At 72.1% G+C, this 24716-nt stretch carries 27 protein-coding genes and 1 pseudogene; 15 read left to right on the plus strand and 13 right to left on the minus strand.

The window, feature by feature from the left end:
- Positions 1-3 precede the first annotated feature (3 nt).
- From ABR738_RS22175 to ABR738_RS22190, 4 genes are all read right to left on the minus strand, one after another.
- The gene (locus tag ABR738_RS22175; RefSeq protein ID WP_350231721.1) at positions 4-735 is read right to left on the minus strand and encodes a response regulator transcription factor; all 732 of its coding nucleotides are present in this window, start codon (positions 733-735) and stop codon (positions 4-6) included.
- A 99-nt stretch (positions 736-834) separates the two neighbouring features.
- Positions 835-2076 carry a S1C family serine protease gene (locus tag ABR738_RS22180; protein WP_350231722.1) on the minus strand — a complete coding sequence of 414 codons (1242 nt, stop codon included), beginning with the start codon at positions 2074-2076 and terminating at the stop codon, positions 835-837.
- 142 nt (positions 2077-2218) lie between these two features.
- A complete protein-coding gene (locus tag ABR738_RS22185) occupies positions 2219-3241 on the minus strand; it encodes a LacI family DNA-binding transcriptional regulator (protein ID WP_350231723.1) in 1023 nt (340 codons plus the stop codon).
- 173 nt (positions 3242-3414) lie between these two features.
- Positions 3415-4179, minus strand: coding sequence for a response regulator transcription factor (locus ABR738_RS22190; RefSeq protein ID WP_350231724.1), 765 nt, complete (start codon positions 4177-4179; stop codon positions 3415-3417).
- A gap of 281 nt (positions 4180-4460) precedes the next feature.
- Here ABR738_RS22190 and ABR738_RS22195 point away from each other — a divergent pair, with 281 nt between their 5' ends.
- From ABR738_RS22195 to ABR738_RS22210, 4 genes are all read left to right on the plus strand, one after another.
- Entirely contained in the window at positions 4461-5279 is an 819-nt protein-coding gene (locus ABR738_RS22195; RefSeq protein WP_350231725.1) for an alpha/beta hydrolase, read from the plus strand.
- 33 nt (positions 5280-5312) lie between these two features.
- Positions 5313-5567 (plus strand): MoaD/ThiS family protein, encoded by a 255-nt coding sequence (locus tag ABR738_RS22200; protein ID WP_350231726.1) that lies wholly within the window; start codon positions 5313-5315, stop codon positions 5565-5567.
- A gap of 10 nt (positions 5568-5577) precedes the next feature.
- Positions 5578-7017, plus strand: coding sequence for a hypothetical protein (locus ABR738_RS22205; RefSeq protein ID WP_350231727.1), 1440 nt, complete (start codon positions 5578-5580; stop codon positions 7015-7017).
- Between the two features lie 245 nt (positions 7018-7262).
- Positions 7263-8012, plus strand: a complete 750-nt coding sequence (locus ABR738_RS22210; protein WP_350231728.1) for an LmeA family phospholipid-binding protein — start codon at positions 7263-7265, stop codon at positions 8010-8012.
- Positions 8013-8213: 201 nt separating this feature from the next.
- Here the strand turns inward: ABR738_RS22210 and ABR738_RS22215 are convergent, their stop codons facing one another.
- Both ABR738_RS22215 and ABR738_RS22220 read right to left on the minus strand, forming a co-directional pair.
- Positions 8214-9434 carry a cytochrome P450 gene (locus ABR738_RS22215; RefSeq protein WP_350231729.1) on the minus strand — a complete coding sequence of 407 codons (1221 nt, stop codon included), beginning with the start codon at positions 9432-9434 and terminating at the stop codon, positions 8214-8216.
- Positions 9431-10135 carry a cyclodityrosine synthase gene (locus tag ABR738_RS22220; protein ID WP_350231730.1) on the minus strand — a complete coding sequence of 235 codons (705 nt, stop codon included), beginning with the start codon at positions 10133-10135 and terminating at the stop codon, positions 9431-9433. The genes ABR738_RS22215 and ABR738_RS22220 overlap by 4 nt, the downstream gene beginning before the upstream one ends.
- 583 nt (positions 10136-10718) lie before the next feature.
- Between ABR738_RS22220 and ABR738_RS22225 the strand changes: the two genes are divergently transcribed.
- The 3 genes from ABR738_RS22225 (at position 10719) to ABR738_RS22235 (ending at position 12333) form a co-directional block, all read left to right on the plus strand.
- The gene (locus ABR738_RS22225; RefSeq protein ID WP_350231731.1) at positions 10719-11564 is read left to right on the plus strand and encodes a sulfurtransferase; all 846 of its coding nucleotides are present in this window, start codon (positions 10719-10721) and stop codon (positions 11562-11564) included.
- A gap of 60 nt (positions 11565-11624) precedes the next feature.
- Complete coding sequence (locus tag ABR738_RS22230; RefSeq protein ID WP_030362227.1) at positions 11625-11912, plus strand: DUF1416 domain-containing protein; 288 nt, start codon at positions 11625-11627, stop codon at positions 11910-11912.
- Between the two features lie 160 nt (positions 11913-12072).
- Positions 12073-12333 carry a DUF3099 domain-containing protein gene (locus ABR738_RS22235; protein WP_350231732.1) on the plus strand — a complete coding sequence of 87 codons (261 nt, stop codon included), beginning with the start codon at positions 12073-12075 and terminating at the stop codon, positions 12331-12333.
- 43 nt (positions 12334-12376) lie between these two features.
- Here the strand turns inward: ABR738_RS22235 and ABR738_RS22240 are convergent, their stop codons facing one another.
- The 3 genes from ABR738_RS22240 to ABR738_RS22250 all read right to left on the minus strand — a co-directional run bounded on the left by ABR738_RS22240 (position 12377) and on the right by ABR738_RS22250 (position 14061).
- Entirely contained in the window at positions 12377-12742 is a 366-nt protein-coding gene (locus ABR738_RS22240; RefSeq protein WP_350231733.1) for a DsrE family protein, read from the minus strand.
- A gap of 69 nt (positions 12743-12811) precedes the next feature.
- Complete coding sequence (locus tag ABR738_RS22245; protein ID WP_502964125.1) at positions 12812-13192, minus strand: DUF397 domain-containing protein; 381 nt, start codon at positions 13190-13192, stop codon at positions 12812-12814.
- On the minus strand, positions 13189-14061 hold the full coding sequence (locus ABR738_RS22250) for a helix-turn-helix domain-containing protein (RefSeq protein WP_350231734.1): 873 nt from the start codon (positions 14059-14061) through the stop codon (positions 13189-13191). Before ABR738_RS22250 ends, ABR738_RS22245 begins: the two co-directional genes overlap by 4 nt.
- Before the next feature lie 127 nt (positions 14062-14188).
- Here ABR738_RS22250 and ABR738_RS22255 point away from each other — a divergent pair, with 127 nt between their 5' ends.
- The 4 genes from ABR738_RS22255 (at position 14189) to ygfZ (ending at position 16940) form a co-directional block, all read left to right on the plus strand.
- Positions 14189-14731, plus strand: coding sequence for an ATP-binding protein (locus tag ABR738_RS22255; RefSeq protein WP_350231735.1), 543 nt, complete (start codon positions 14189-14191; stop codon positions 14729-14731).
- 188 nt (positions 14732-14919) lie between these two features.
- Entirely contained in the window at positions 14920-15492 is a 573-nt protein-coding gene (locus ABR738_RS22260) for a heme-binding beta-barrel domain-containing protein (RefSeq protein ID WP_350231736.1), read from the plus strand.
- A gap of 34 nt (positions 15493-15526) precedes the next feature.
- Positions 15527-15964: a Fur family transcriptional regulator gene (locus tag ABR738_RS22265; protein ID WP_350231737.1), complete on the plus strand. Its 438-nt coding sequence runs from the start codon at positions 15527-15529 to the stop codon at positions 15962-15964.
- Between the two features lie 10 nt (positions 15965-15974).
- Positions 15975-16940, plus strand: a complete 966-nt coding sequence (gene ygfZ / locus ABR738_RS22270; RefSeq protein ID WP_350231738.1) for a CAF17-like 4Fe-4S cluster assembly/insertion protein YgfZ — start codon at positions 15975-15977, stop codon at positions 16938-16940.
- Positions 16941-16996: 56 nt separating this feature from the next.
- Here the strand turns inward: ygfZ and dtd are convergent, their stop codons facing one another.
- Positions 16997-17422 carry a D-aminoacyl-tRNA deacylase gene (dtd, locus tag ABR738_RS22275; RefSeq protein ID WP_350231739.1) on the minus strand — a complete coding sequence of 142 codons (426 nt, stop codon included), beginning with the start codon at positions 17420-17422 and terminating at the stop codon, positions 16997-16999.
- Positions 17423-17589: 167 nt separating this feature from the next.
- Between dtd and ABR738_RS22280 the strand changes: the two genes are divergently transcribed.
- Genes ABR738_RS22280 through ABR738_RS22290 form a run of 3 tightly spaced genes read left to right on the plus strand, consistent with a single transcriptional unit; the run spans position 17590 to position 20518 of the window.
- The gene (locus ABR738_RS22280; RefSeq protein ID WP_350231740.1) at positions 17590-18183 is read left to right on the plus strand and encodes an RsiG family protein; all 594 of its coding nucleotides are present in this window, start codon (positions 17590-17592) and stop codon (positions 18181-18183) included.
- Between the two features lie 57 nt (positions 18184-18240).
- Complete coding sequence (locus tag ABR738_RS22285; RefSeq protein WP_350231741.1) at positions 18241-19227, plus strand: asparaginase; 987 nt, start codon at positions 18241-18243, stop codon at positions 19225-19227.
- Positions 19228-19252: 25 nt separating this feature from the next.
- Complete coding sequence (locus tag ABR738_RS22290; RefSeq protein WP_350231742.1) at positions 19253-20518, plus strand: GNAT family N-acetyltransferase; 1266 nt, start codon at positions 19253-19255, stop codon at positions 20516-20518.
- Between the two features lie 88 nt (positions 20519-20606).
- Here ABR738_RS22290 and ABR738_RS22295 read toward each other — a convergent pair whose 3' ends face one another.
- Together ABR738_RS22295 and ABR738_RS22300 are read right to left on the minus strand one after the other, a co-directional pair.
- Positions 20607-21107 carry a hypothetical protein gene (locus ABR738_RS22295; protein ID WP_350231743.1) on the minus strand — a complete coding sequence of 167 codons (501 nt, stop codon included), beginning with the start codon at positions 21105-21107 and terminating at the stop codon, positions 20607-20609.
- Positions 21108-21471: 364 nt separating this feature from the next.
- Positions 21472-21834 (minus strand): annotated as a pseudogene (locus ABR738_RS22300) (winged helix-turn-helix transcriptional regulator); the annotation flags it as partial.
- A gap of 194 nt (positions 21835-22028) precedes the next feature.
- On the opposite strand from ABR738_RS22300, the gene ABR738_RS22305 reads away from it, so the two are divergent.
- Complete coding sequence (locus ABR738_RS22305) at positions 22029-22868, plus strand: SDR family oxidoreductase (protein WP_350231744.1); 840 nt, start codon at positions 22029-22031, stop codon at positions 22866-22868.
- 124 nt (positions 22869-22992) lie between these two features.
- Here the strand turns inward: ABR738_RS22305 and ABR738_RS22310 are convergent, their stop codons facing one another.
- Complete coding sequence (locus ABR738_RS22310) at positions 22993-24501, minus strand: FAD-dependent monooxygenase (protein WP_350231745.1); 1509 nt, start codon at positions 24499-24501, stop codon at positions 22993-22995.
- Positions 24502-24716: the final 215 nt, after the last annotated feature.

A 24716-nucleotide genomic window follows, 5' to 3' on the forward strand; every position in this document is an offset into this window, starting at 1 on the left:
GGTTCACTCCGCGCCGCCCGGCCGGAGCGCGTACCCCACGCCCCGCACCGTGTGCACGAGCCGGGGCTCGCCGCCTGCCTCCGTCTTGCGGCGCAGGTACATCACGTACACGTCGAGGGAGTTGGAGGAGGGCTCGAAGTCGAAGCCCCATACCGCCTTGAGGATCTGCTCACGGGTCAGGACCTGGCGGGGGTGGGTGAGGAACATCTCCAGGAGGGTGAACTCGGTGCGGGTCAGCTCCACCACGCGGCTGCCCCGGGTGACCTCGCGCGTGGACAGGTCCATCCTGAGGTCGGCGAAGGTCAGCACGTTCCTGGCGTCCTGTCCGGCCGCGCCCGCGTCCACCGCGTAGGAGCTGCGGCGCAGCAACGCCCGGATGCGGGCGAACAGTTCGTCGAGTTCGAACGGCTTGACCAGGTAGTCGTCGGCGCCCGCGTCGAGCCCGGTGACCCGGTCGCCGACCGTGTCGCGCGCGGTCAGCATGAGGATGGGGGTGGTGGACCCGGCCGCGCGCAGCCGGCGGGCCGCGGTGAGCCCGTCCATCCGGGGCATCTGGATGTCCAGGACGATCAGCTCGGGCCGGTACGCCTCCGTCTTGGCCAGGGCGTCGAGGCCGTCCACGGCGACCTCGGTGCCGTATCCCTCGAAGGCCAGACTGCGCTGCAACGCCTCGCGGACGGCGGGTTCGTCGTCGACGATCAGGATGCGCTGCGGTTCGTCCTCGGCGGGGCTCATGAGCGGGTTCCTTCTTCTGTCTCTCTGCCGGCTCGGACCATCAGCCTCGCATGGGACGGGGTGGCGCGGGGCGGCTCACCGCCCCGCGCCGGGACGGGGTCAGTAGCTGCCGCTGAAGGCGCCGCCCGAGCCGTCGCCGCCCTGGTCGCCGCCGCCGGTGCTCGCGCCGCCGCTGCCGCCGGCGCGCAGGCTGGACAGGTCGGACTTGACGGTGTTGACCGGGATGGCGAAGCCGAGCCCGACGCTGCCGGCCGTCGAACCGGTCTGCCCGGCCGAACTGGGCGAGTACATCGCGGAGTTGATCCCGATGATGTCGCCGTTCATGTCGATGAGCGCGCCGCCGGAGTTGCCCGGGTTGAGCGAGGCGTCGGTCTGGAGCGCCTTGTACGTGGTCTTGGACGAGCCGGTGTCGCCGTTGAACTGCTGCCCGCCGAACTCGAACGGCCAGCCGCCCCCGCCGCTGCCGCGCCCGCGGCCCTGCCCCTGGCTCTGGCCCTGGCCGCCGTCCTCCTTGGCGACGGTGACGTCGCGGTCGAGCGCCGAGACGATGCCGCTGGTGACGGTGCCGGTCAGGCCCTCGGGGGAGCCGATCGCGACCACCTGGTCGCCGACCGCGATCTTGCTGGAGTCGCCGAGCGAGGCGGGCTTGAGGCCGCTCGCCCCGTTCAGCTTGATCAGGGCGAGGTCCTTGTCGGGGTCGGTGCCCACCACCTTGGCGGTGTAGCTCTTGCCGTCGCTGAGCTTCACCTTCACCGAGGTGGCGCCCGCGATGACGTGGTTGTTGGTGATGATCTCGCCGCTGGAGGTGATGATCACGCCGGCGCCGGTCGACTCGCCCGAACCGGACGTCGCGTTGATCTCGACGATGCTCGGCATGACGGCCTTGGCGACCCCGGAGACGGTGCCGTTGGTGCTGTGGGAGGCGTTGGTGCCGCTCACTCCCGCGCTGACGGAGGCGCTGTCGTTGCCGACGTAGTGCTCGACCACGCTCGCGGTGCCGCCGCCTATCGCCGCCGCGATGATGGCGACGGCGGCGAGGAGCCCGACCGAGCGCTTGGCGCGGCGGGGCCCGGGCGCGTCCGCCTCGCCGCCCGAGCGGTGGGCGCCGCCGCCGTGGCCGCCGTCGTGGAACCCGGCGCCGGCGCCCGGCCACACGCTGGTGCCCGGGCCCGTGGTCACAGGCGTGGCCGGCTGGAAGGGGGGAGGCGGCGGATAGGCCGCCGAGTAGGCCTCGGCCTGTCGCCTGGCGTCGTCCTTGGCTCGCTGCCGGGACTCGTCTGTGAGGTCGGAGTGCTGAGGCTGCTGCTCGGGTTCGCCGCTGTGGCGGGGGCTCTCGGTCATGTCTATGACCTTCGCCACCGTTGATGAGAGCAGTCTGAGGACCGGGTAAGAAGCCCGGCAGAACCGTGTTTGCCCGGTATAAGGACGCCCGGCGGCGTCCGGGTACGGCGAGTTCGGTCGGGTCCGGGCGCCTTCGAGGGGTTCAGCCGCAGCCGCAGGAGCGGCGGACGACGAGCCGGGAGGGGAACTGCTTGAGACGTTCGCGGCGCGAGCCCGCGACCCGCAGCCCGTCGTCGAGGACCAGGTCCACCGCGGCCCGCGCCATGGCGGGCCGGTCGGAGGCGATCGTGGTCAGCGGCGGATCGGTCAGGGCCGCTTCCTTGACGTCGTCGAAGCCCGCGACCGCGAGCTCGCCCGGCACGTCGATGCGCAGCTCGCGGGCGGCCCGCAGCACGCCGATCGCCTGGTCGTCGGTGGCGCAGAAGATGGCCGGCGGCCGCTCGGGCCCGGCCAGGATCTCCAGGGCCACCTTGTAGGCGTCGTACCGGTTGTACGGAGCCTGGAAGAGACGGCCCTCCAGGGAGCGGCCGGACTCCAGCATGGCCCGGCGCCAGCCCTCGACGTGGTCGGCCACCGGGTCACCGACGGCCGGGGTCGACTCGATGCCACCGAGGCAGGCGACGTACTCGTGGCCGTGTTCGAGCAGGTGGCGGGTGGCGAGCTGGGCGCCGCCGATGTCGTCGGTCACCACCGCCACGTCGTCGATCGCCTCGGGCCGCTCGTGCAGCAGCACCACCCGGGCGTCCCACGCGTCGATCTCGGCGGCGGCCCGCTCGCTCGGGCCCTGGCTCACCAGGATGAGGCCGGCGACCCGCATGCCGAGGAAGGCCCGCAGATAGTGGACCTCGCGCTCGTCCACGTAGTCGGAGTTGCCGACCAGGACCATTTTTCCGCGCTCGGACGCGGCCTGTTCGACGGCGTGCGCCATCTCCGCGAAGAACGGCTGGCGCGCGTCCGGGACGATCATTCCTATGAGGTCGGTGCGCCGCGACGCCATCGCCTGGGCGACCCGGTCCGGCCGGTACCCCAGCTCCTTGATCGCGGCGAGGACACGCTCGCGCGTGGCCGGGGCGACCGGCCGGGGTCCGTTGTTGATGACATAGCTGACGACGGCGGTCGAAGTACCCGCAAGTCGTGCCACGTCGTCCCGCGTCACCTTGGCCACGCGCGGCAGTCTACGCGGGGTGACCTCCCGCTGGGCAGGCCTTATCGCAGGTCGTACCCCAGGTGTGACCTAGGGCCCGACCGGAGCTTTTCCCGTCCGGGCGGCGGGGCTTCTCCCCGCGCGGCGCCCGGAAGAGCTCTGTCGCTTTCCCCTGCCGCTCGGCTCGCGTGCCCCTACCGCTTGGCGCGGGCGGCGGCTTCCTTCGCCTCGGCGGTCGCCGCGTCCACGACGGCCTTCGCCTTGGCGTCCTCGGAGGCGCGCTCGGGCTTCTCGGGCGTCACGAAGCGGTAGCCGACGTTTCGTACGGTGCCGATCAGCGACTCGTGCTCGGGACCGAGTTTGGCCCGCAGCCGCCGCACGTGCACGTCGACCGTGCGGGTGCCGCCGAAGTAGTCGTAGCCCCAGACCTCCTGGAGCAACTGGGCGCGCGTGAAGACCCGGCCCGGGTGCTGGGCCAGGTACTTGAGCAGTTCGAACTCCTTGAAGGTCAGGTCCAGGACCCGGCCCTTCAGTTTGGCGCTGTACGTCGCCTCGTCCACCGACAGATCGCCGTTGCGGATCTCCATCGGGGAGTCGTCGGACGTGGCCTGCGCGCGGCCGGTGGCCAGCCGCAGACGGGCCTCGACCTCGGCGGGACCCGCCGTGTCGAGCAGCACGTCGTCGATGCCCCAGTCGGCGGTGACGGCGGCGAGCCCGCCCTCGGTCACGACCAGGATCAGCGGACAGCCGGGCCCCGTGGAGCGCAGCAGCTGGCACAGCGAGCGCACGTGCGGCAGGTCGCGGCGGCCGTCGATCAGAATGACGTCGGCACCCGGGGTGTCGACGAGGGCCGGGCCCTCGGCGGGGGCCACGCGCACACTGTGCAGGAGCAGGCCGAGGGCGGGAAGCACCTCCGTCGACGGCTGAAGGGCATTGGTCAGGAGCAGCAAGGAGCTCATCGCTCTCCTCCTACCCGGATGATCCGCTTCTTATCGTGTGCGGTTGGTTCGCCCATGACGTCGTTTCCTCCTCGGTCCCTGCGGAGGGGGTCCCCCTCAGCTCTCGCGGAGCCCCGGGGGCGGTGCGGCACTGCTTCGTACTTTTCCGTACTTCCGTGATGTTCCGGGCCGTTCGGGCCCAGTTGTGAGCATTCGTTGACCCGCCCGTAACAACGACGGGGAAACACAAAAGGACCCGGGGGCTGCGTTGCCCGGATCCTCTGCCCAGGAGAATAGCCCACATGAATGCCGAGGCAGAGGGCCGATTTCACACTCCGGCTGTTTCGTCGATCACTCCAGGCCCCCGGCGCGCCACCCTGCGTACGTCCGACGGTGTCCGGATCGAGGCGGTTTACGAGCCCTGCGCCAAGGGGCCCGGCGACACCGCGATCGTCGTCGCGCACGGCTTCACCGGATCGGCCGACCGGCCCGCCGTGCGCCGGGCGGCGGGGGTTTTCGCGCAGTACGCGGCCGTGATCACGTTCTCCTTCCGGGGCCACGGAAGGTCCGGCGGCCGCTCGACCGTGGGCGACCGCGAAGTGCTCGACCTGACGGCGGCCGTCGAGTGGGCGAGATCACTCGGGTACGCGCGGGTGGTGACCGTCGGCTTCTCGATGGGCGGCTCGGTGGTGCTGCGGCACGCCGCGATCTGCCGGGGGAGCGCTCGGGGGCGCACGGAAGCAGTGGCGGCGGTCAGCGCGCCCGCCCGCTGGTACTACCGGGGTACGCCCGCGATGCGCCGGGTGCACTGGCTCGTGACGCGGCGCGCGGGCCGCCTGGTCGGCCGGCTCGGCTTCGCGACCCGCATCCACACCGAGGACTGGGATCCGGTCCCGCTCTCGCCCGTCGAGGCCGTCCCGCTGATCGCGCCGACCCCGCTGCTCATCGTGCACGGCGACCGCGACCCGTACTTCCCCGTCGACCACCCCCAGCTCCTTGCGGCGGCCGGACCTGCGCGGTTGTGGCTGGAGCGGGGCATGGGCCACGCGGAGAACGCGGCCGGCGACGAGCTGCTTGAGCGGATCGGGGACTGGCTGATCACCGCCCGGCCCGCCGCGTAGCCCATCATGGAGGGCGACGAAAGGAGCCTGACCATGGCAGCGGGAACCATCCGCTTCTGGGCCGCGGCCAAGTCCGCCGCCGGTGTCGCCGAGGAACCGTACGCGGCCGGCACGCTGGCCGAAGCCCTCGACGCGGTCCGCGATCGGCACCCCGGAGAGCTCACGCGGGTACTCCAGCGGTGCTCCTTCCTGGTCGACGGCGACCCCGTCGGGAAGCGGAACCATGAGACCGTACGGCTTGCCGAGGGCGGCACGGTCGAGGTGCTCCCGCCGTTCGCAGGAGGGTGACCCCCACGTCATGAGCGACCAGTACCCGTATCAGCAGCAGCAGCCGCAACAGCAGGCTCAGCCCCAGCCCCAGCCCTCGTATGACCAGTACGACCAGTACGGGCATTACGACCAGTACGGGCAGCCCGTGCCGCAGCCGCCGTTCCCGTACGAGCCCCAGCCCGACCACCAGCAGTACACGCAGACGTGGGAGGGCCAGACCTGGGACACCCAGTACCAGCCCACGATCCCGCCCGCGCCGCAGCAGGAGGACCCCGCACCGTACCGGCCGCGACATGCGCAGCCGTGGCAGGAGAGCGGGCAGGACGGCACGGGTGCGGGGTACGCCGGGGCGGGGACCACGTCCGTGCCGCTGCCGCCCGAGGTGCCGATGGCGGCGTCCGGGCCGGGTCGGGCGCCGGTGTACGAGGCCGCCGCGCGCCCGGGTGCGCACGCGGCGCCGGGTGCGTCCGGGGACGCGGGCGTGGCCGAGGCCCCGGGTCCCGGGCCGGGGGTGGCCGGGGACGGTGCGTCCGGCGTGTCCGGCACGTCGGGTGTGCCCGGCGTGTCCATTGCTTCCGAGGGGGCCGGCGCGGACCAGGCCGGGTCCGGAGTGCATCGTGCCGGGGGCGGCGCAGGGGCCGCGGCGGCCGGTGCTGGTGCCGGTGCTGGCGGGCCCGCCTACAGTCCGCCCACCACGGTCGGCAACGCGCGCGTCACCGACGCCCAGCGGGCCCGTGCGGAGGGGCGTTCGCCCATCATCGCGCCCGGCATGCGGCCCGCCGCGCTGACCGCCGTGCTCGGCCTGCTCCTCGCGGTGGCGGCGCCGGTCGGCCCGTACGCCCTTGTCGTCCCCCTCGTCGCCCTCCAGGCGGTGACCGCCGCCGGCTGGTTCCGCCTCAACGGGATGTGGCCCGCACGGCAGGGCATCGCGCTGGCCTTCGCGGGCGCGCTCGTCGCCGATGTCGCGCTGCTCGCGCTCGGCCGTGAGCACGCGCCCGCCGCGATCCTGGGCACGCTGGGCGTCTGGGTGCTGCTCACCCTCGTGATCCAGCTCCGCTCGCACGCGGACCCCGACGAGCGGATGTACGGCCTGATGGCAACGGTCGCCTCGGCGGCGCTCGCGATCCTGGCCGGCGGTTACCTCGCGGCGCCGCCGCACGCCGTGTCCGTCGGCGCGGCGGCCGTGGCCGTGGCGGCGCTGGCCCGGGCGCTGCCGCTGCCGTCGGCGGCCTCGGTGGCGGTCGCGCTGCTCGCGGCGGCCGGCGCGGGCATCGCGGTCGGCGGCCTGACGGGCATCGGCGCGGCCGGTGCCCTGCTCGGCCTCGCGGCCGGGGCCTGCGCGCTGATCGGCCTGCGGGTCGCCTCGTACGACTATCCGTCCCGGTTCGTCCACATGACGGCGGGCGTGGCGCTGCCGCTCACGGCGGCCGTGCCTGTGCTGTATCTCATCGGGCGCGCCGTGGCCTAGGGAACCGGGGTTAGGCTCGCGATCGTCGTTTTGGGGGGTTGGTCAGGGGAGCCGGGCGCCGGGGGAAGTGACCGCCGGGGCCCGGTACGCGGTGCGGGGTACGCGTACCGACGGTGCGCGCCAACGGCAACAGGCGACGAGCGACACGCGAGAAGCGGCACGCGAAAACGACACACGACACGCGACAAACGACACACGAACGTCGAAGGCCGAGTGGTGGCCGACTGGTGGGGGACACGTAGGCAATGCGCGCACTGCGAATCATTCTGATCATCGTGATCGTGCTCGGCGGCATCTTCGTCGCGGCGGACCGCATCGCGGTGAACCTCGCCGAGTCGAAGGCGGCGGACAAGATCAAGAGCAGCCAGCACCTCGGCTCGACGCCTGACGTGAACATCAAGGGCTTCCCCTTCCTGACCCAGGTCGCCGCCAAGGAGCTGGACGAGGTGGACGTCTCGTTGTCCGGCGTGACCGCGACGGCGGGCGGCCGCTCGGTCAACGTCACCGAGGTGACGGCGCAGCTGTACGCGGTGCGGATCAACAGTTCCTTCTCCTCGGCGGTCGCCGGGCGAGCCGAGGGGGCGGCGCAGATCTCGTACGCCGACCTCTCCAAGGCCGCGCCCAAGGGGGCGACGGTGGGGTACGCGGGGGCGGAGCGCGCGGCGAAGGGCCAGGTCAAGGTGGACGGGCCGCTCACCGATCTGCTGGAGGGCCAGGGCGTGACGCTGCCGGCCCCCGTCAAGGCGCTGCTGCGGGGGCAGACGGTGTCGGCGTACAGCACGGTGTCCCTGAACGGGTCGGGGATGGTGCGGCTGCGGGCGGAGTCGCTGCCGACGTTGCCGGTGCCGGGGTTCGAGCAGCGGTTGCGCAAGGCGGTCGACTACGAGCTGAAGATCGACGGGATGCCGTCGAGCATCAAGCTCGACAAGGTGACGGCGTCGGAGTCGGGTCTGCGCTTCTCGGGCAAGGGCACGGACGTCCCCCTCGCGGGCTGACGCCCACACCCCCTCGCGGTGCGCCCCGCTTGCTCTCGGGGTGCGCCCCGCTCCTTTTTGGCCCCGTCCCGTTCTTGGGCGGCGGCCGCTTCTCGTCCCCCGCACGGTGAGTGGGCAACCCCGCCGGGTCGGGCCGGAGCCCCGGGAGTCAGCTGCCCTCCCTCTCGCCTCCGCAGGGGCAGACCGGCCGGGGTGGGCCGGTTACCACGTTGCCGGGAGCCGTTCGGGGATCCGTTTCATGAAGCCCGTGCGCCAGACCAACTGGTCGACGGGGACGGCAAGTTCGAGGGTGGGCAGCCGGTCGAGCAGGGTCTCCAGGGCGACCCGGGCGTGGACGCGCCCGAGTGCCGTGGCGGGGCAGTAGTGGGAACCGCCGCCGAAGGAGAGGTGACCGGCGGCGTTGACGCGGTCAAGGGTGAAGCGCTCCGGGTCGGGGAAGGCCTCCGGGTCGAAGTTCGCGCCCTCGACCAGCACCAGGACCAACTCCCCCCGCTTGACCTCGACATCCCCGAGCCGCACGTCGGCGCGTGCGATCCGGGGCAGCGCGTCCCCGATGGACAGGTTCATTCGCAGCAGTTCCTCCACGCCCGCCTCGACCGCGTCGGGACGCTTGCGCAGGAGCTCCCAGGCGTCGCGGTGGGTGAGGAGGTACACCAGGGCCATGGTGAGGAAGCCGGAGGTGGAGACCGTGCCGGCGCCGAACATGGTGACGCCGACGGTGGCCAGCATCTCGTCGGTCAGATGCGCGTAGTCCGGGTCCTCGCGCAGGGCGGCGAGCTCCCCCACCAGGCCCGACGTGGCGGGGTCGTCGAGGAGGACGGTCATGCGGGTGATGTCGCGGTCCCAGTTGATCTTCGCGCCGGCGACCGGGCAGGCCGAGTTCATGAACGCGATGTCGAGGCTGCGCAGGAACGCGCGGCCCTCGCTCCCCGGGATCCCGAGGACGCGGCAGTGCAGACCCGCGGAGTACGGCTCGCAGAACGCGCCCCGCAGATCAGCCGTGGGGCCGTCCTCGACGAGCCCGTCGACGAGCCGCGCCGCCTCCTCGCGCAGCCACCGCGCCAGACCCGGCGCTTTCGGGTTCAGCGCCTTCATCACCGCGCGACGGAGCCCGGCGCCGGTGATGTTGCCCATGTTGTTGACGACCTCGGGCGGGATCGTCAGGGCGTACTGGCGGGGCACGCCCGGCGCCGAGGTGTCCTTGAGCGAGAACCGCTCGTCCGTCAGGACCTGCTCGCACAGCCGGTAGGAGGACACCAGCCAGGCCTCGTCCCCGGCGATCGTGCGCACCCGCCGCACCGGGGTGGCCGCGCGCAGATGTGCGAGCCCGTCGGGGAGCCGGGTGCCGTCCCGGGAGAACGGGAAGTCGAGCAGGTCGGAGCGGGCGACGGCCGAGGGCCCGGCCGGGGTCGTCGTGCTCATGCGGGGGGCTCCTTCGGTGGGGTGACGATGGCGTGGCCCTGGTTGCGGGAGGCGCGCAGGCCGGCGCCCCGGGCGTACAGGAGTTCTGCGAGCGGCAGGAGTTGGTGGTAGCAGTTGAGCGAGGACGGCACGCCGATGATCGCGGGGGTGTCGAGGAACAGCGGCGCCTCGGCGCACACGTACTCCAGGCACACGGCGCGCTGCCGCTCGGTGGGTTCCTGCCCCCGTGCGGCCAGGAACCGGCTCACCAGGGCGTCGCAGACCGCGCGCAGGTCGGCGTCCGTCTCCAGGCGGCGGGTCAGCTGTCGGTGCATCTCCAGGTAGTCGGTGTTGGCCCGGAAGTCGGACATGGGCCGCCAGCGCAGCCGCGTCTGCCCCGGATCGGCCGTCGTCACGGCGTCACGGACCTTCGCCCGGACGCTCCGCAGGTTTTTCGTCGCCTTTCTGCGGGCGTCGTCGGGGCGGTACCCGCACGCCTCGTACATCTCGGCCACGTAGAGGTCGGTGTAGACGAAGTCGACCCGCTCGTAGTGCTCCAGGCCCCAGGCGGCGAGCTCGTGCAGGCGCCGGGCGGAGAAGTAGCTGTTGCCGGGCGAGACGCCGATGACGGCATGCGCGCCCTCGTCGTGGATGACCTGGCAGTGGCGGGTGTAGGGCTGCACCTGGAACGCGCCGGCCGTCAACGGAAGTGCTGTGATCACACGCGTGGTCCTCCCCCCGTGCGCCGCTGCCGACCGGGCCCCGTGCCCCTCGGTGTGCCGCTGCGGGCCCGTCACTCTAGAGCCGGCGCATGGGCACCGAGCGTAACTGTCCCGGCTTTGTCCGAAACGGTGCCGGAGCCGGGCCGAGAGCCCGTCCCGCCCGCACGGGCGCGAATGACCGGATGGTGAGACGTGGAGGTCCGTAGGGCAGATGCGTACGCGCGGGCCCGGGCCGGGGCGGGCCCCGGACGCCCCGGGAGACACCGGCACGTATCAATATGCGGATGATCGAGTCTCAACATGCGACACACCGGTGACACACCCCGCACGCGTCCCTACGATCGGACGCATGAAGCGACAGGCGGACCTCACGAAGCGGCGGGCAGTAGACCTGTGCCGCGTCGCCGCCATGCTCTGTCGCCCCTTCTGAGCGGGACGCTCAACTCCCGCGTTCCCCGGGCCACTTGGCCGCCCGACGGCCGCCCAGGCCCGCCCCGTGCCGCGTACGCGAGCCGTAGCCGCGTACCCGCACACCTGCATCGACGCATCGCCGCCCCCGCAGACTGCCCCGGAGGAGATCAACATGAGCCGCAGCGACGTCCTGGTAGACGCCGACTGGGTCGAGGCCCACATCGACGACCCGAAGGTCGCCATCGTCGAGGTCGACGAGGACACCTCGGCCTACGAGAAGAACCACATCAAGAACGCGATCCGGATCGACTGGACCAAGGACCTCCAGGACCCGGTCCGCCGCGACTTCATCGACCAGGAGGGCTTCGAGAAGCTCCTCTCGGCCAAGGGCATCGCCAACGACACCACGGTCGTCCTGTACGGCGGCAACAACAACTGGTTCGCGTCCTACGCCTTCTGGTACTTCAAGCTCTACGGTCACCAGGACGTCAAGCTCCTCGACGGCGGCCGCAAGAAGTGGGAGCTGGACTCCCGCGACCTCGTGGACGGCGACCAGATCCCCAGCCGCCCCGCGACGGACTACAAGGCCAAGCCCCAGGACGCCTCGATCCGCGCCTTCCGCGACGACGTCGTGAACGCGATCGGCACCAAGAACCTCGTCGACGTGCGCTCGCCCGACGAGTTCTCCGGCAAGCTGCTCGCCCCGGCCCACCTCCCGCAGGAGCAGTCGCAGCGCCCGGGCCACGTCCCGTCCGCCCGCAACATCCCGTGGTCGAAGAACGCCAACGACGACGGCACCTTCAAGTCGGACGACGAGCTCAAGGCCCTGTACGAGGCCGAGCAGGTCGATCTGGCGAAGGACACCATCGCGTACTGCCGCATCGGTGAGCGTTCGGCCCTGACCTGGTTCGTGCTGCACGAGCTGCTTGGCCAGGAGAACGTCAAGAACTACGACGGCTCGTGGACCGAGTACGGCTCGCTGGTCGGCGTGCCGATCGAGCTCGGCCCCGCCAAGTAACCCCGCACAGCCCGCTCAGCCCCCAGCCCCCAGACCAGCAGAGACCGTAAGGAAGAACCCATGTGTGGAGCGAAGGCCGGCGGCCCCGACGCCTCGACGATCAAGCCCGGTGAGACCACGATCCAGGGCCAGGTGACCCGCGACGGCGAGCCCGTCACCGGTTACGTGCGCCTGCTCGACTCGACCGGTGAGTTCACCGCCGAGGTCCCGACCTCGGCCACCGGACAGTTCCGCTTCTACGCGGCCGAGGGCACGTGGACCGTGCGCGCCCTGGTGCCGGGCGGCAGCGCGGACCGTACGGTCGTCGCCCAGACCGGTGGCCTCGCCGAGGTCGCCATCGCCGTCTGACCGACGGCAGCAGTACCGCAGTACCGCAATAACCGGCCGAAGGGCCGCACCCCGGGGGTTGGACGCCTTGGAATGGGGTGCGGCCCTTCGTGCCGTGCGGGGCCGGGCCACCTCGTACTTCGGCGTATCGGGCCGGGCCCCTTGGTCGTACGCTGGATGCATGTTGGCCCGGCGTCGGCGCGGCTATTTCTGGATGATGGGCGGCTGCATTCTGCTCTTCGTGTCCGCCTGGGGCTTCGTGCGCCTGTGGTCCGTCCCGGCGGCCGTCGGAATGTGCGTCGTGGCGATGGTCATCCCGCCGGTCGCCGCGATGATCGCCAACCGGCGCGGGCCCGACGACCGCTGGTGGGACGACCCTTCGGGCGACCCGAAGTCGGACGAGTGGTGGGACGAGCTGGACGGCAAGAAGCGCCGCCCGTAGCCCTGCGCGAGCCGTATGCGATCCGTACGCGGCGGACCGGCGCTCAGTACACCAGCGCCTGCACGCCGTCCGCCATGATCTCCTGCACGAACACCTGCGCCCCCGCGATCCGTACGCCCTCCAGGACGTCCTCCTCCGTGATCCCGCGCCGGGTCGCGCACTGCGTGCACAGGGTGATCCGCCCGCCCGCCTGGACCGACTCGATGAGATCGGGCAGCGGCGCGGCATGGGGGAGCTCGAATTCGGCGGCCCGGCCCGGCAGGGCGAACCAGGACGATTCACCGGTCAGCCACAGCGACACCTCCACCCCGCTTGCCACGGCCACCGCAGCCACGGTGAAGGCCTGCGAACACCGCTCGGGCGCGTCGGCCCCGGCGGTCACCTTGATGACGAGTTTCTGGTTCGGCATGTGCCGAACTGTATGCCGGGCAACAACAACCGCGCGCTCAGCAGCAGTGCTGTGTGCGCCGGTGCGGGGTCACGCCCGGATGGCGAACGCGAGGAACGTCTCCCAGGCGGCGGCGGGCACCGAGAGGGTGGGGGCGGTGGCGGGGGGCTGCTTGGAGTCGCGGATGTGGATGGTGGTGGGGCAGGCGGCGACCTCTACGCATTCGCCGCCGTCGCCAGTGCTGTAGCTGGACTTGCGCCAGGGGAGGGCGACCTCGACGCACTGCCCGCCTTCGCCGCTGCTGTAGCTGGACTTGGACCAGGAGGCGGCAACCTCGATGCACTCGCCGCTCTGGCCGGTGCTGTAGCTGGACTTGCGCCAGGTGAGGGCGACCTCGACGCACTCGCCGCCCTCGCCACTGCTGTAGCTGCTCTTGAACCACATCGGCTCGGTCGACTCTTCGACGTTCATGTCTCTCCCAGCAACTTCTCTACGAGGGCCAGTGATTCGCGCGGCGACAGGGCCTGGGCGCGCAGGATGCCGTACTGCTCCTCCAGTTCCCTGACCGTCTTGCGGTCGGTAAAGAGGCGACTGTGCCGATGCGCCTCCACGTAGGCGATCCTGCGCCCTTTCACCGTCTCGATCAAGGTGAAAGGACCCGAGAGCGCAGCGTGCTCCTCACGGTTGTTCGGCATGACCTGGACCTCTACATTGCGCCGCTGGCCAATAAGTAGGATCTGCCCCAACTGGCCCCGCATGACCTCCCGTCCGCCTAGCCGCCTGCGCAGCATCGCCTCCTCCATCACGAAGCTGATCGTGGGCACCGGCTTCCGTTCGAAGATCGCCTGCCTGCTCAAGCGCGCGGCCACGCGCTGCTCGATCGTGGCCTCATCCAGGAGGGGACGCCGCATGGTGAACACCGCCCGCGCATAGTCCTCCGTCTGCAACAGGCCGGGGACCGCCTGCACGGCGAACACATGCAGCGCGACCGCCTCCTTCTCCAACGCCGCCGCGTCCTGGAAGAACGCCGGATACTGCGCCTTCTCCATCTCTTCGATCAGCTCGGTCAGCACCTCACCCGCGCCGAGCACTTGGTCAACCAGCGTGATGAACTGCCCCGACGGGATACGTCTGCCCTGTTCGTACGAGGCGATGGTCGACGCCGAGTACCCGGTGCGGGAGCCGAGTTGGGCGCGGTCCATGCCCGCCCGCAACCGGAACCGCTTCAGCTGCCGCCCGAAGATGTGCGGTACGCCCGAACCCGACTCGGCCCCCTCCTCCGGCTCTGTCCCCGGCTCCGTCCCCGTCTCCGGCTCTTCCGTCTCAGCTTCTTCGCTCATGCCCACCCCATTGCCCTCGCGCCACCAACGGTCACGGGCTTACAGCCCGCACCCGTACGCGTACAACGGGTGACGGTCACGGTGTCATCGGTGGTCAACGCTACGCGCGGCACGGGAGCGTAAGGGCATGAAGTCAGCAACTTGCCTGGGCAGTGAGATGCCCCAACTGCCCGCGCACACGCAGGAGTTCGCCATGCGGTTCACCTCCACTCCGCGCGGCGCCCGGCTCGCCCGGCGTCTCGTCTCGCACCGCCTTGACGATTGGGGTCATCCCTACGGTGATGCCGTCAACGAAGCCGTCACGCTCATCGCGGCCGAACTGGTGGCGAACGCCGTGCGGCACGGGCACGTACCCGGGCGGGACTTCCACCTGAGGCTGACCGAGGCGGCAGCGGCCTCCGGGACGCCGTACGCGTATACCCTCCGTCTGGAGGTCACCGACACCCGGGGCGAACGGCTGCCTCGACCGCCGGATCCCGAAGACTGGGAATCGGGGCGCGGCCTGCTCCTCGTCGCCTCTCTGTCCTCCTGCTGGGGCGTCGTCCCACGCACTCCCGGCAAGTGCGTCTGGGCCGATGTGCGGATGTACCCGGTACACGCGGGCCCGCCGCGCGCGGGCCGTGCCACCGGCGGCGTACCTCACAGAGAGGGCCGGGCTCCCACCCATTAGGCTGGGGGCCGGCCCTGTCCGCCCCGAACCCGCTGCTGCGAGGAGCCCCCCGTGCTTGAGGCTGTTTTCTCCACCCTCCTTGTCCTGGTCTGCGTCGGCGTCCTCGCCTTCGCCGGTCTGACCGTGAAGAAGCTGTACCAGGGCCAGCGCTGACCCCCCTCCGTCGTTAACGAAGAGATCGCAGCCTCATGATCGAGATTCCGTCCGACCTCCACCCCGACCTGGTCCCCCTGGTCTTCCTCCTCGGTACGTGGGAGGGAGCGGGCGTCACCGACTTCCCGGGTGCCGAGAAGGCGAACTTCGGGCAGTCCGTGACCTTCTCCCACGACGGCCGTGACTTCCTGGAGTACGTCTCGCACTCCTGGATCCTGGACGCCGAGGGCAACAAGGTGAAGCCGCTGGAGTCCGAGTCGGGCTACTGGCGCATCGACAAGGACCGCAAGGTCGAGGTCGTCATGGTCCGTGACCAGGGCATCGTCGAGGTCTGGTACGGCGAGCTCGCCCACCAGAAGCCGCAGATCGACATCGTGACGGACGCCGTGGCGCGCACCGCCGCCTCCGGCCCCTACACCGGCGGCAAGCGCCTCTACGGCTACGTCAAGAGCGACCTGATGTGGGTCGGCGAGAAGGCGACGCCCGACGTCGAGCTCCGTCCGTACATGTCGGCGCACCTGAAGAAGGTCGTCACGCCGGAGCAGGTCGCGGAGATGGCGCGCGGACTCGGCGATCTTCCCGATGACGGGATCGCCTTCTTCAAGTAGGTCTCCTTTTACAAGTAGGTCTTACGCTGGGGGCGTGGTGACCACCGACTGGCAGAGCGACCTCCGCAGGCGCGGCTACCGCCTGACGCCCCAGCGACAGCTCGTCCTGGAGGCCGTGGACGTGCTGGAACACGCGACGCCCGACGACATCCTCACCCAGGTGCGGAAGACGGCGGGCGGCGTGAACATCTCCACCGTGTACCGGACCCTGGAGCTCCTGGAGGAGCTGGGTCTGGTCTCGCACGCCCATCTGGGCCACGGCGCCCCCACCTACCACCTCGCCGACCGGCACCACCACCTCCACCTGGTGTGCCGCGACTGCACCGAGGTGATCGAGGCGGACGTGTCGGTGGCCGCCGACTTCACGGCGAAGCTCAGGGACACCTTCGGCTTCGAGACGGACATGAAGCACTTCGCGATCTTCGGGCGCTGCGCCGAGTGCGCCAAGAAGGCCGCGGGCGCCGAGTCGTAGGCTTGCCGGCATGAAGAGCCCTCTGCTGTCCCAGGCCGGCGCCGTCCCCGCCGAAGGGCGCGACGACGGTGTCGCGGCGCACTACGGCGACCTGTTCCGCGAGCAGCGTGCGCTCGCCGGCGGTACCGGACTCGTGGACCTCTCGCACCGCGGGGTCCTCACCGTCACCGGCGACGACCGGCTGAGCTGGCTGCATCTGCTGCTCACCCAGCACGTGAGCGACCTGCCCGCCGGGCAGGCCACCGAGGCGCTGATCCTGTCCGCGAACGGACACGTCGAGCACGCCCTGTATCTGGTGGACGACGGCGCCACGGTGTGGATCCACGTCGAGCCCGGCACCCAGGGCGACCTGATCGCCTACCTGGAGTCGATGAAGTTCTTCTACCGGGTCGAAGTGGCCGACCGCACCGGCGAGTTCGCGGTCGTCCACCTGCCGGCGGGCTCCATCGCCGAGGTGCCCGACGGGGTGGCCGTGCGTGAGACGGCGTACGGCCGCGATCTGTTCCTGCCCCGCGCCGATCTGGAGAAGTACGCGGACGCGGCGGGCCCGCTCGTCGGGATCCTGGCGTACGAGGCGCTGCGGGTCGAGGCGCACCGGCCCCGGCTCGGCTTCGAGACCGACCACCGCACGATTCCGCACGAGGTGGGCTGGATCGGCTCGGCCGTGCACCTCCAGAAGGGCTGCTACCGGGGCCAGGAGACGGTCGCACGCGTCCACAACCTGGGCAAGCCCCCGCGCCGCCTGGTCTTTCTGCACCTGGACGGCAGCGAGGTGCTGCTGCCCGGCCCCGGGACGCCGGTGCGGCTCGCGGCCGACGGCGCCGAGGGACGCCAGATCGGTTTCATCACGAGCTCGGCCCGTCACCACGAGCTGGGCCCGATCGCGCTGGCCCTGGTCAAGCGGAACGTGCCGGTGGACGCGGAACTGCTCGCGGGGAACACGGCGGCGGCCCAGGAAGTCGTGGTCGAGCCGTAGCCGGGTTCCGCCGGGGGCTCAGACGTCGACGATGGCCGTGAACGGGCAGCGCGGGGTCAGACCTCGACGATGACCGTGAACGGGCCGTGGTTGGTGAGGGACACCCGCATGTCCGCGCCGAAGCGGCCCGTCTCCACGTGGGCGCCGAGCGCCCGCAGCCGGTCCACGACCTCGTCGACCAGTGGTTCCGCCACGGCGCCGGGCGCCGCCGCGTTCCAGGTGGGGCGGCGGCCCTTGCGGGCGTCCCCGTAGAGAGTGAACTGCGAAATCACCAGCAAGGGCGCATTCACGTCGGAGCAGGATTTCTCGCCCTCAAGGATGCGAACCGACCACAGCTTGCGGGCGAGCTGCGCCGCCTTGTCCGGATTGTCCTCGTGTGTCACGCCGACCAGGACACACAGGCCCTCGCCCGTGATCTCGCCGACCGTCTCGCCCGCCACGACGACCTTCGCGCCGTCGACTCTCTGCACCACCGCTCGCATGTGGCTCAACCTATGCCACCGGCGCGTCCGGATTCCGAGCGGCTGAACGGGTGCAGTGCGCCTGCACGTGCCGTACCCGGAGTGGCACGATGCGTACAGGCGGTGCTTCCCCGGGTCCTTCGGGCTCAGGGAGACCCCATGCACCGGTCGAGGGGACGGAAAGACGCATGAGTACACCAGGCGCCGGGCGATCGTCCGGTCCCGTATCGCTGACCCGGACCAGCCCGCGTACCGCCGTGCGATCCCCCATGCGATGGGCCGGCGGCGCCCTGCCGATCCAGCGCGACCACGACCTGGCCGGGCTCCGGCTGGCCGAACTGCGCGCGCTGCGCCGCCAGTCGCAGCGCGACGAGGCCGACCTCAGCTATGTGCGGCGGCTCCTGCACGGCCGGATCGACATCCTGCGGGCCGAGCTCGCCCGGCGCACCGGGCCGCAGGCGCCGGTGGTGGAGCGGCTTGCCGAGATCCTGACCGACGCGCCCTCCTCGCACCGGGCCTCGGCCCGCCACGTCACGCTCTCCGCGCCGCGCAACGAGGAGTACCGGATCCTGGCCGCCGAGATGGACGCCGAGGTCGAGCTCTCCGACCTGGCCGCCCGTACGGACGACGAGCTGCACACCGCGACCGGCCGCCTGATCCGCTACGAGCAGCAGGTCTCCCGGCGCCGCCAGGAGCTCCAGCGCACCGCCGACGATTGCAGCGCGGAGATCGCCCGCAGGTACCGTGATGGGGAAGCGCAAGTAGACGATCTGCTCATCTGACCCACCGACCGGAAGCGATCCTTCCGGGGCGGGTCATCTGCCCCGGAAGGCCGCCCCATGACCGCCGTGTCCCCGACGTCCCCGATATCCCAGGTCGCGTCCCCGATACCCCCGGTCCTCGCCGAGGTCGTCCGTTCGGGGTTCGTCGAGGGCCATCACCGGGGCTCGCTCGTGGTCCTGGCCGCCGACGGCAGCGTCGAGTTCGCGCTCGGCGACCCGGCGGCTCCCGTCTTCCCCCGCTCCTCCAACAAGCCGATGCAGGCCGCCGCCGTGCTGCGGGCCGGACTCGACCTGTCCGGGCAGCGCCTGGCGATCGCCGCCGCAAGCCACTCGGGCGAGGGCTTCCACCTCGATCTGGTCCGGACGATGCTGGCCGAGCACGGACTGAGCCCGGACGACCTCCAGACCCCGCCCGACCTGCCGCTGGACGCCGCAGAGGCCGAGACGTACCTGGCGGCGGGGCACGTCCGCGACCGGCTCACCATGAACTGCTCCGGCAAGCACGCGGCGATGCTCGCCGCCTGCAAGCTCAACGGCTGGGACCTGGGCACCTACCTCGACCCGGCGCACCCCCTCCAGCGCCTGGCCCACGACAGCGTCGAGGCGGCCGCCGGCGAGCCCGTCGCCTCGGTCGGCACCGACGGCTGCGGCGCTCCCCTGATGGCGATCAGCCTCACCGGCCTCGCCCGCGCCTTCCGTACCTTCGCCACGGCCGCCCCTGACACCGTCGAAGGCCGCGTCGCCGAGGCGATGCGCGCTCACCCCGAGTACGTCGCCGGTACCCGCAGGCCCGACACCTGGCTGATGCGCGAGGTGCCGGGCGCGCTGTCGAAGATGGGCGCCGAGGCCGTGCAGGCCTTCGCGCTCGCCGACGGCCGCGCGCTCGCCTTCAAGGTCGACGACGGCGCCATCCGCTCGCTCGGCCCGATCCTGGCGCGGGCCCTGCGCCTGATGGGCGTGGACGCTCCGGTGGTGGAGCGGATCGGCCGGGCGCCGCTGTTCGGCGGGGCCGCCGAGGTGGGCGAAATCCGCGCGACATTCTGAACCCGGGCGGCTTAGCGTGGCGGCCATGAGCACCCCGGCCAGGTCCGACATCGAGGTCCGTACCGTCGCCGAATCCGAGTTCGTCGCCTGGATGAAGGCGATGAGCACGGGTTTTCTGAAGGCGGCGCCGCCGAGCGAGGACTACACGCGGGATCTGATGGCCCACACCGACCTCGGCCGGGTGCGCGGAGCCTTCGACGGCGGCCGGTGCGTGGCCACGTTCCGCTCTTTCGCCCAGGAGCTGACCGTGCCGGGCGGGGCCGCGCTGCCGGTGAGCGCGGTCAGCGCGGTCACCGTGGCGCCCACGCACCGCAGACGCGGGCTGCTGTCCCGGATGATGGCGGCCGACCTCGCCGGGGCCCGGGAGCGCGGCGAGCTCGCGTCCACGCTGATCGCCGCCGAGTACCCCATTTACGGCCGGTACGGGTACGGGCCCGCCACCTGGCTCACCGAGTGGGAGATCGACACGGCCCGCACGGGCCTCGACCCGCACTGGTCGCGCCCGGAGTGCGGCGGCCGGGTGGATCTGGTGGACCCGGCCGACGCGGCCAAGCTCGGCACCGAGGTGTTCGAACGTTTCCGGCCATTCCAGCCCGGCGCGATCAACCGCGACCGGCGCTGGTGGGACCGGGCCACCGGAGTCAACCGCCGCGACGCCTCCTGGACCGAGCCCTTCTTCGCGGTGTACCGCACGGCCGACGGCGACCCGGCCGGGATCGTCACGTACACCGCCGACGAGCGCTGGAGCGACGCCAAGCTGCCCGAGAACACCGCGACCGTGCGGAGCCTGATCGGCCTCACCCCGCAGGCGGACCGCGCCCTGTGGCACTACCTGTGCTCCATCGACTGGATCCGCACCGTACGCACCGGCTACCGCGCCCCCGACGACCTGCTGCCGCTGTTCTTCCCGAACCCGCGCGCCGCCAGGATCGTGACCCACAGCGACTCTCTGTGGCTGCGGCTGCTCGATGTCGCCGCCGCCCTTGAGGCCCGCGCGTACGACGCCGAGGGCGGCGGCAACATCGTCCTTGAGGTCGAGGACGCCACGGGCCTGACGGCGGGCCGCTTCCTGCTGGAGGCGGACCGCAGCGGCGCCCGCTGTGCGCCCACCACGCGGGAGGCCGAACTGGTCCTCGACGTAAGGGAGTTGGCGTCCCTGTACCTGGGCGACGAGTCGGCCTCGCGGCTGCTCGGGCTCGGCCGGGTCACCGAGGCCCGGGCGGGCGCGGCCCTGCGCGCGGACGCCCTGTTCCGCACGGCCCGCCGCCCGTGGTGCCCGGACATGTTCTGACCGGCCGCCGCGACCGGGGCGCGGGCGGTCGTATGGCGGGTGCGCGCGTGGCGGGCGGGCGCGTGGCGGGTGGGCGCGTGGCGGGTGGTCAGGCCGCGGCCGACCTGCGCCGGTAGTAGGCGATCGTCGTGGCCGCGAGCAGGGGCGCCCAGGCCGGCAGCGGGGCGTAGCAGGCCAGGAGGAGCACCTGCTGGGCCGGTGTCCGCGTGACGCGGTCGATCAGATCGGGCACCTGGGTGACGGCGAACCAGCCCGCGAGCGCGCACAGCACCGCCGAGCCGAGCAGCGTCGGCACCACCGCCGCGAGCGTCCGCACCGGGCGGCCCCCGATCAACGGCAGCCGCCGGGGCGCCACTTCGCCCCAGGGCCGCACGAGTCCGAGGGTGAGCAGGGCGAGCGCTTCGGAGATCACGGCGAGCGACACGGCGAGCACCACCTCGCGCCCGTCGCGCCCCGACTGCTCGGCCACCGGCAACCCGGCGATCTGGGCGATCCGCCACAGGCCCGAGGGCAGCGTGACAAGGGGCACCGCGTGCGCGGCGACGACGGCCCAACGCGGCACGTCGGGCAGGGCGTCGATCTTCAACATGCGTCCATCGTGCGGGCGCGCGGGGCGCCGCACATCGTCGGCGAGGAGGGGGGCGCTTCCCCCGTGCGGGGGAGGCGGGGGAGGGGGGGTCTGTGGGCGTACGGCCCGGCGGGAGGGGGCGCACCTTGCCCGGCGGGCGGGGGCGAGCCCTGCCTGGCTCGGGCGGCGCGGAGTCGGCCGGCTCGGGTGTGTTTGGGCCCTGCCCGGCGGGAGGGGGAGGCGAGCCCTGCCTGGCTCATGCGGGGCGGGGTCGGCCGGCTCAGGCCTGTTCGGGTCTGCCGGCTCGGGCGGGGCGGGGTCGGCCGGCTCGGGCGGGGGCGGGGTCGCGTGTGGGCTGTGCGGCCCATCCGTTGGGGTAGCGCGCGTCATCCGGGGCCAGTCGCTGGGTGATCCGGTCGAAAAGGTCCTCCAGCGGGTCACCGAGCTCGCGGCCGAACTCGGTGAGGCCATAGGTGACTTGAGGCGGTGTGGTCGGCTCGACCTTGCGCCAGACCAGATCGTCCTCGACGAGCGCGCGCAGCGTCTGGGCGAGCATCTTCTCGCTGATGCCCTGGATGCTCTCGCGCAGCTCGTAGAACCGGAGGTCATTGCGCCGCAGCGCGATCAGGACCCAGATGCCCCATCTGCTGGTCACGTGGTCGACGACGACCCGCGCGGGGCAGTCGGTGTGAAACACGTCATACCGCCGCTCGGGAGCGACCGGGGTGAGCTGCGCGCCTTCCGTCATGGCAGGAGCTTACCCAGAGGTACGCCCTTACGGATAGTTAGCCCGAACTCCTAACGTGCGGACCACGGAGATCGACGCGGCGCGGGAGCACACCGCACGCGTCGCACCTACCGCACCTACCGCACGCGTCACAGGCGTCCCAGGCGTCCCAGGCGTCCCACGCGTCGCGCGCATCGCAGAGAGAAGGAGCTTTCATGATCGTGGTGACCGGGGCCACCGGAAACATTGGCCGGCCGTTGACGCGGGCGCTTGCCGAGGCGGGGCAGCCGGTGACGGCGGTGTCACGGCGCCCGGCCGAGGTGCCCGACGGGGTGCGCCACGTGGTGGCCGACCTGAGCGACCCGGCCGGACTCAAGCCCGCGCTCGAAGGCGCGCGGGCCCTGTTCGTGCTGCTCTCCGGCGATCTGCACGCCGCCGGGGCCGAACCCGCCGACATCATCGGCGAGGCGGCGGCCGCAGGAGTGCGCCGCGTGGTCCTGCTGTCCACGCTCGGTGTATCGACCAGGCCGTACGGACCGACGCGGATCGCGATGCGCGCCCTTGAGGACACGCTGCGGGAGAGCGGCCTCGAGTGGGCCGTCCTGCGACCGGGCGGCTTCGCCTCGAACGCGCTGTGGTGGGCCGAGTCCGTCCGTACGCGCCGGATGGTGGCCGCGCCCTTCGGAGACATCGGGGTGCCGGTCGTCGACCCGGTGGACATCGCCGAGGTCGCGGCGGCGTGCCTCGTCGAGGACCGGCACGCCGGTGGCGTGTACGAGCTGACCGGACCGGCGGTCATCACCCCGCGCGGCCAGGCCGAGGCCATCGCCGCCGCGCTGGGCGAGCCCGTACGGTTCCACGAGCTCACCCGCGAGGAGGCCAAGGCGGGCATGACCGCCACGATGCCGGGGGAACTCGCCGACGACACGCTGGACATCATCGGCTCCCCGAACCCGGCCGAACTGCGCGTCAGCCCGGACGTCGAGCGCGTCCTCGGCCGGCCGCCGCGCCCGTTCGCCGAGTGGGCGGCCCGCAATGTGGCGGCGTTCCGCTGAGCGGGGGTGGTCGCTGAGCGGCGGCGGTCGTGGTCGTCGCGGGCGGAGACGTACCGCGACGTACCGGGACGGCGGCCGCCCCAGCGAGGGTCGCCGAGTCAGTCGGCGGGGTTCGCCGAACCAGTCAGCGGGGATCGCCGAACCAGTGGCCGAGCGCCGCTTCGAGGCCGACCGTGCCGGCCCAGCACACATAGCCGTCGGGCCGGATGAGCATCGGCTCGGTGGCGGCGCCCCGGCCCGCGACGTCCACCCGGTCCGACCAGGGCTCGGCGGCCTTGGCGAACGCGTCGTCCGGGTCGAGCAGGACGCCCCGGCCGGACCGCAGGAGTTCGTGCGTCCGGGTCGTGCCGAGGTCCAGGTCCGGTACGGGGCGGCCGGTCAGCGGGTGGCCGCCGTCGAGGTCCGGCATCGGGTAGCGCAGGGCCATCCCGGACATCAGACCGCCCAAATGGCGCTGCACGTCCGGGAGTTGGGCGAGCTCCGTGAAGATCTCCCGGGCGGCCAGCACACCCGGGTCGCGGGTGCCGGCCCAGTCCATCAGGAGGCTCTGGGCCCGTACGTTGCGCAGGACGGCGGCGCCGGCGGGATGGCGTTCCGCGTGGTAGGTGTCGAGCAGGCCCTCGGGCGCCCACCCGTGCACGGCCGCGCCGAGCTTCCAGCCGAGGTTGTACGCGTCCTGGAGCCCGGTGTTCATGCCCTGTGCCCCGAGCGGGAGGTGGACGTGGGCGGCGTCGCCCGCGAGGAACACCCGCCCGTGCCGGTAGCGCTCGGCCTGCCGCGACGCGTTGGTGATGCGGCGCGCGTAGCGCAGTTCGAGCAGCCGCACCCGGGCGCCGAACACGGTGCTCAGACCACGGCGTACGTCGTCCTCGGTCACCGGTGTGTCCCTCGGCAGCGACGACTGGCCCGGCCCGCCGAGCACCAGCCGGCGCATCGGCCTGCCCCGGTCGTCGGTGCCGAGCGGGAAGAGCGCCGCGAAGTGTCCGTCCTCGTTCCAGGTGTGCGAGGCGACCGCGTCGGCGCCGTCGAGGCGTACGTCGGCGGCCGTGGTCGTCGACGTACCGGGCTCGCCGGGGAACGCGGCACCCAGCAGCGACCGTACGGTGCTGTGGGCGCCGTCGGCCGCGACGAGGTAACGGCAGCGCAGGGCGGCGCCGTTGGCGAAGGCGGCGGTGACCCCGGACTCGTCCTGAGTGAGCCCGGTCAGCTCATGTGCCCGCCGGACGTGCAGGCCGCGCGCGGCGAGATGGCGCTCGAAGAACCCCTCGATCACCACCTGCGGCACGGACCGCCAGGGCAGCCGGTGGGCGGCGAAGGGAAGCGGTATCCCGGCGAAGTGGCCGGAGGCGGTGGGATGGTCCCCGGTGGCGAGGAGCGGTTCCAGCAGCCCCCGCTGGTCGAACGCCTCCAGGGTGCGGGGCTGCACGCCGCCGGCCTTGGACAGGTCGCTGCGGCGCGGCAGCCTGTCGACGAGGACGGCCGAGACGCCGGCCGTGAGCAGTTCGTTGGCGAGCGCCAGCCCGGTGGGTCCCGCGCCGACGACGAGGACGTCGGTGGGGGTGGGGGTGGGGGTTGGGGAGTGGGCGGGGATGTTGGTGCCGGGGTGGGGGTGGGTGCCGGGGTCGGCGTCCATGGGGTCTCCTCGGGTGGTTGATGGGGTGGTGGGTGGCGGTCGGGGGGTGGTGGGTGGTGCGCGGTGCGCGGTGCGCGGTGGTCGGGGGTGGTGGGTGGTGCGCGGTGGTCGGGGGGTGGTGGGTGGTGCGCGGTGGTCGGGGGGTGGTGGGTGGTGCGCGGTGGTCGGGGGGTGGTGGGTGGTGCGCGGTGGGTGGTGCCGGTGCCCGGCCCCGG

This window comes from Streptomyces sp. Edi4, from assembly GCF_040253615.1.
Classification (GTDB): domain Bacteria; phylum Actinomycetota; class Actinomycetes; order Streptomycetales; family Streptomycetaceae; genus Streptomyces.

What these genes read in the sequence shown, in the direction of transcription:
- ABR738_RS22175 (WP_350231721.1), bottom strand. Translation starts at nt 735, where the DNA reads ATGAGCCCCGCCGAGGACGAACCGCAGCGCATCCTGATCGTCGACGAC.
- ABR738_RS22180 (WP_350231722.1), bottom strand. Translation starts at nt 2,076, where the DNA reads ATGACCGAGAGCCCCCGCCACAGCGGCGAACCCGAGCAGCAGCCTCAG.
- ABR738_RS22190 (WP_350231724.1), bottom strand. Translation starts at nt 4,179, where the DNA reads ATGAGCTCCTTGCTGCTCCTGACCAATGCCCTTCAGCCGTCGACGGAG.
- ABR738_RS22195 (WP_350231725.1), top strand. Translation starts at nt 4,461, where the DNA reads ATGAATGCCGAGGCAGAGGGCCGATTTCACACTCCGGCTGTTTCGTCG.
- ABR738_RS22200 (WP_350231726.1), top strand. Translation starts at nt 5,313, where the DNA reads ATGGCAGCGGGAACCATCCGCTTCTGGGCCGCGGCCAAGTCCGCCGCC.
- ABR738_RS22205 (WP_350231727.1), top strand. Translation starts at nt 5,578, where the DNA reads ATGAGCGACCAGTACCCGTATCAGCAGCAGCAGCCGCAACAGCAGGCT.
- ABR738_RS22210 (WP_350231728.1), top strand. Translation starts at nt 7,263, where the DNA reads ATGCGCGCACTGCGAATCATTCTGATCATCGTGATCGTGCTCGGCGGC.
- ABR738_RS22215 (WP_350231729.1), bottom strand. Translation starts at nt 9,434, where the DNA reads ATGAGCACGACGACCCCGGCCGGGCCCTCGGCCGTCGCCCGCTCCGAC.
- ABR738_RS22225 (WP_350231731.1), top strand. Translation starts at nt 10,719, where the DNA reads ATGAGCCGCAGCGACGTCCTGGTAGACGCCGACTGGGTCGAGGCCCAC.
- ABR738_RS22230 (WP_030362227.1), top strand. Translation starts at nt 11,625, where the DNA reads ATGTGTGGAGCGAAGGCCGGCGGCCCCGACGCCTCGACGATCAAGCCC.
- ABR738_RS22235 (WP_350231732.1), top strand. Translation starts at nt 12,073, where the DNA reads ATGTTGGCCCGGCGTCGGCGCGGCTATTTCTGGATGATGGGCGGCTGC.
- ABR738_RS22240 (WP_350231733.1), bottom strand. Translation starts at nt 12,742, where the DNA reads ATGCCGAACCAGAAACTCGTCATCAAGGTGACCGCCGGGGCCGACGCG.
- ABR738_RS22245 (WP_502964125.1), bottom strand. Translation starts at nt 13,192, where the DNA reads ATGAACGTCGAAGAGTCGACCGAGCCGATGTGGTTCAAGAGCAGCTAC.
- ABR738_RS22250 (WP_350231734.1), bottom strand. Translation starts at nt 14,061, where the DNA reads ATGAGCGAAGAAGCTGAGACGGAAGAGCCGGAGACGGGGACGGAGCCG.
- ABR738_RS22255 (WP_350231735.1), top strand. Translation starts at nt 14,189, where the DNA reads ATGAAGTCAGCAACTTGCCTGGGCAGTGAGATGCCCCAACTGCCCGCG.
- ABR738_RS22260 (WP_350231736.1), top strand. Translation starts at nt 14,920, where the DNA reads ATGATCGAGATTCCGTCCGACCTCCACCCCGACCTGGTCCCCCTGGTC.
- ygfZ (WP_350231738.1), top strand. Translation starts at nt 15,975, where the DNA reads ATGAAGAGCCCTCTGCTGTCCCAGGCCGGCGCCGTCCCCGCCGAAGGG.
- dtd (WP_350231739.1), bottom strand. Translation starts at nt 17,422, where the DNA reads ATGCGAGCGGTGGTGCAGAGAGTCGACGGCGCGAAGGTCGTCGTGGCG.
- ABR738_RS22280 (WP_350231740.1), top strand. Translation starts at nt 17,590, where the DNA reads ATGAGTACACCAGGCGCCGGGCGATCGTCCGGTCCCGTATCGCTGACC.
- ABR738_RS22285 (WP_350231741.1), top strand. Translation starts at nt 18,241, where the DNA reads ATGACCGCCGTGTCCCCGACGTCCCCGATATCCCAGGTCGCGTCCCCG.
- ABR738_RS22290 (WP_350231742.1), top strand. Translation starts at nt 19,253, where the DNA reads ATGAGCACCCCGGCCAGGTCCGACATCGAGGTCCGTACCGTCGCCGAA.
- ABR738_RS22295 (WP_350231743.1), bottom strand. Translation starts at nt 21,107, where the DNA reads ATGTTGAAGATCGACGCCCTGCCCGACGTGCCGCGTTGGGCCGTCGTC.
- ABR738_RS22305 (WP_350231744.1), top strand. Translation starts at nt 22,029, where the DNA reads ATGATCGTGGTGACCGGGGCCACCGGAAACATTGGCCGGCCGTTGACG.
- ABR738_RS22310 (WP_350231745.1), bottom strand. Translation starts at nt 24,501, where the DNA reads ATGGACGCCGACCCCGGCACCCACCCCCACCCCGGCACCAACATCCCC.